The 3,171-nt window shown below is 41.2% G+C and carries 7 protein-coding genes; all 7 read left to right on the top strand.

The window, feature by feature from the left end:
• Window positions 1-179 precede the first annotated feature (179 nt).
• On the top strand, window positions 180-515 hold the full coding sequence (locus Q1W15_RS23840; RefSeq protein WP_300733603.1) for a hypothetical protein: 336 nt from the start codon (window positions 180-182) through the stop codon (window positions 513-515).
• A gap of 2 nt (window positions 516-517) precedes the next feature.
• A complete protein-coding gene (locus tag Q1W15_RS23835; RefSeq protein WP_300733601.1) occupies window positions 518-856 on the top strand; it encodes a hypothetical protein in 339 nt (112 codons plus the stop codon).
• Window positions 857-858: 2 nt separating this feature from the next.
• Window positions 859-1,203 carry a hypothetical protein gene (locus Q1W15_RS23830; protein WP_300733599.1) on the top strand — a complete coding sequence of 115 codons (345 nt, stop codon included), beginning with the start codon at window positions 859-861 and terminating at the stop codon, window positions 1,201-1,203.
• Window positions 1,204-1,539 (top strand): hypothetical protein, encoded by a 336-nt coding sequence (locus Q1W15_RS23825; RefSeq protein WP_300733598.1) that lies wholly within the window; start codon window positions 1,204-1,206, stop codon window positions 1,537-1,539. It begins immediately after the preceding gene.
• Window positions 1,540-1,919: 380 nt separating this feature from the next.
• Window positions 1,920-2,291: a hypothetical protein gene (locus tag Q1W15_RS23820; RefSeq protein ID WP_300733596.1), complete on the top strand. Its 372-nt coding sequence runs from the start codon at window positions 1,920-1,922 to the stop codon at window positions 2,289-2,291.
• Complete coding sequence (locus Q1W15_RS23815; protein ID WP_300733594.1) at window positions 2,292-2,696, top strand: hypothetical protein; 405 nt, start codon at window positions 2,292-2,294, stop codon at window positions 2,694-2,696.
• A gap of 37 nt (window positions 2,697-2,733) precedes the next feature.
• Window positions 2,734-3,171: hypothetical protein (locus tag Q1W15_RS23810; RefSeq protein WP_300733593.1), on the top strand; the 438-nt coding region annotated here is incomplete at its 3' end.

Genomic DNA, 3,171 nt, shown 5'->3' with positions numbered 1-3,171 from the left:
AGGACGCAATTGATCCAGTCAATTTACTTCTAACATGCACTGCAGAAGGACAGTATGAAGGTTACTCGCAAGAAGCAATCTACATTGCAGACACTAACCTAGTACCTGTTGTAAACATTGGCGGATTAACTGATTTAACGTTAGATAAATTCTACGAAACTTATTAAAAGGAATGAGCCGTGATATATCAAATTACTGACTACCCTAAGCAATATGCTCACGGCTCGGTCTATCGAATTATACCTTACGTGTCAGGGTTTTCTGTTGACGTACTCATGCCAACTGACATCCATGAAAAGCTGCTACTTGGTTACGGCGAGGATGTGAGCGAATGGGTGCAATACGTACTAGACGTAATGAGCACGGAAGCCAAAGAAAGACACTTGAATCCTGAATCGGTCATACGGTTCGGATACCGTGTCGATGAGCACAAAGAAACAATTGATCAGTTTGCTCAACTCTACTTAAAGAAATTGGAGCAGTTCAGATTTGTATATTTACTTAGAGGAGATTAACCATGACTTGGAAACCTGAACACACAAACGAAAGACCGATGTTAAGACTTTCACACGGTAAGTCATACCGTGTAGCACCTGACAGCTCTGAGCTGTTTAGTGATGTTCACATTCCTGTGCGGATAGCAGAGCAGATATGCAAAGGAGAGCTGGATAAAGTAGGCGAGTACATAGATTCACGGATAAAGTTCAACTTGCCTATGAGCCTGCTTTTTGATGAGCGGACTCCCGCATTAACCATCGGATATCCAGCTATGTTTAGTGAGGCTACTGCAATTAAATTTGCTGAGCTGCTGTTTAAGAAAGCAGAGCAGTTACGGTTCAAGAATTTGTTGAGGTAGGTATGAGCATTAGCAAACAAGAGATCATAGATAGCTATGTGCGATATGAAGCATCTGGTTTTAGCTACTACGTAGTTCCTGAAACATATAAAGTACCGCTTAGAATTGTAATGTCTCATCAAAATTATACAGCTCTAAAGCAGTCAGATGGCTCGGGCAAACAAGCAGTCAGGGAATTATTCGTAGGCTTTATTGCCAATGGCTACATGGAACATCTATTCGACGAAGAATACGTATTCTTCATGTACAGACATCCCAACCACAAAAAACTAATGCACAAGTTTGCACACATAGTCCTAAAGGTAATGGAACTAGAAAGTGCTAAACGAATGCTTGGAGGTAACTAGATGATTGATGTAAATACAGTACAGGAACTGTTATGGATAAACGGTAAGTACATTGTACTTGACGATAACGTAACAGTTGAGATTGATGCCTCATTGACATCTACAAGAGGCAACGTAATCAGAAACCTACAGCCAGTTAGGGATTTCCACGATGACCTAGCTTCGTGGATAGCTAACAGTGCTTTTAATGAATGTTACGGTCCAACGATAAAGGCAGTCACATTACGTGTGAATCCGCATAACGATAAGTGTGTGGAAACTGCTTTAGAAGTTGCATCCAAACTAATTAAGATGATCGAAGTAGCCAACTACAAGAGAACACTCAAAGGAGTTTAGGCATGATAATAAAGACACTCACTGTAGTTAAAGGAGACATAAAGCACGCTGAGGTATGCGAATTTGCGGACGATAACTCTGTATACCACGTGGACATCGGAGACATTCAGCTACTGATTCGCGTAGGTACAGTTGCGTATGTACACGAATCTAGTTTCTTTAGGGTTCCTCTGATCTTAAACCACATCGCATGTGATAAGACAAAGATATCCAATTACGCAAAGAAGCTAATGTCTAACAGGCATACTTATCGGTTTAAGATAAACATCGTAATAAGCGCATTCACGGAGCCTGAATTAGCCAAGCTAAGGCAGTTCTTATACGACTTAGCGAGTAGTCTAGAAGCCGAAATCTTCAAACAAATGTTAGGAGAGAGTTAAGTGGATATATCAATTAGACTCGGTAAAAACCCTAGCCACGCAATACCTGTTGAATCATTCGATGACATTGGCGTTCCTCACCTAGTAACACTCAGTAATTTAGAAGTTACGGTAGTAGTTATGGTAGGCGGTATGCTGACTAACAGTGTGAGAGGCGCACGCAAGATCACGCTAGGCAGTAAACCGCAAGATGAAGACACAGCAGAAGTACTTGCCCAAGATGTGGCGCTAAAGGGAATAAAGCACTTGATTCTAGTCATAGGATTCAAGACATCTGCACATAGGCTAGATCAGCGCATTAAACGGTTCTTACACCACCTAGACAAGAAGACTGAGTTAGCTGTTCTTAAACATACATTAGGAGCACTGTAGATGGCAATAAGCTACAAGAAGGACGTATTGGTGTATACGCCAGATGCTTTGACAGAGCAGTTTGATCCATCTATGGATAGGGTGTTTGGTGTCAGGTTCTTTAATCTAACACACATTAAAACCGGTATTGTAATTGTGCTTAAACCAGATTTAACAGGTTGGTCAGGTGACATTGCCTTAAGCAATATTATCAAGAAGGAGTACGAGAAAATAGAGTACTGCATAAAACGCACATTTACTTGCTTTGGCAATGATGCGCCTGTATGCATACGTATGGCACTAACTGAGTTATCAGACCAAGAAGTGCGAGATACTTTGCTACCTGCGTTTGAATATATCGCAAACTACGCTGCTAAGCGTGCAGAGCAAAACAAGCTAAAAGAAGTCTTATCAGACAGGTCTTAATTAGCTGACTTAACCACACACAATAGGAGTTTTACAAATGTCGATAGATGAATCCCTTGTATATTCGCAAGAGGAACTGGAGCAAGCATACTCAGTCAAACAAGCGTTTGATGCAGTAGTGGATGACTTCACAAGTGATGACTACGGCATGGACTTAATTGCAGATAGCTGCAAAGCAGTCGAAGAATGGGCACACAAGCCTGCAGAGTATCCAGCTAAACAAATTCGCAAAGATACCTTACTGACAATGGACATTGGAAACATTGTTCAGAACTTGTTTGTAGAGGTACTTACATCTAAGTCACGTTTGTCATTGGCTAATATCAGCGGAATATTGGCAAGCAAGATTCACTTAGATAATTCCACGGAAGCAATTAAACTTGCTGCTGAGATTGTCGTAGTGATTGGCTTAGCAGGTACTGGTGTTTACGTACTTGAACGAGAATACGTAGGCGGTACTTACTATGTCACACGG

This window comes from Pseudomonas sp. (assembly GCF_030150285.1).
In the GTDB taxonomy this organism is placed as follows: Bacteria; Pseudomonadota; Gammaproteobacteria; order Pseudomonadales; family Pseudomonadaceae; genus Aquipseudomonas.
This window is presented reverse-complemented; position numbering and strand designations above follow the sequence as displayed.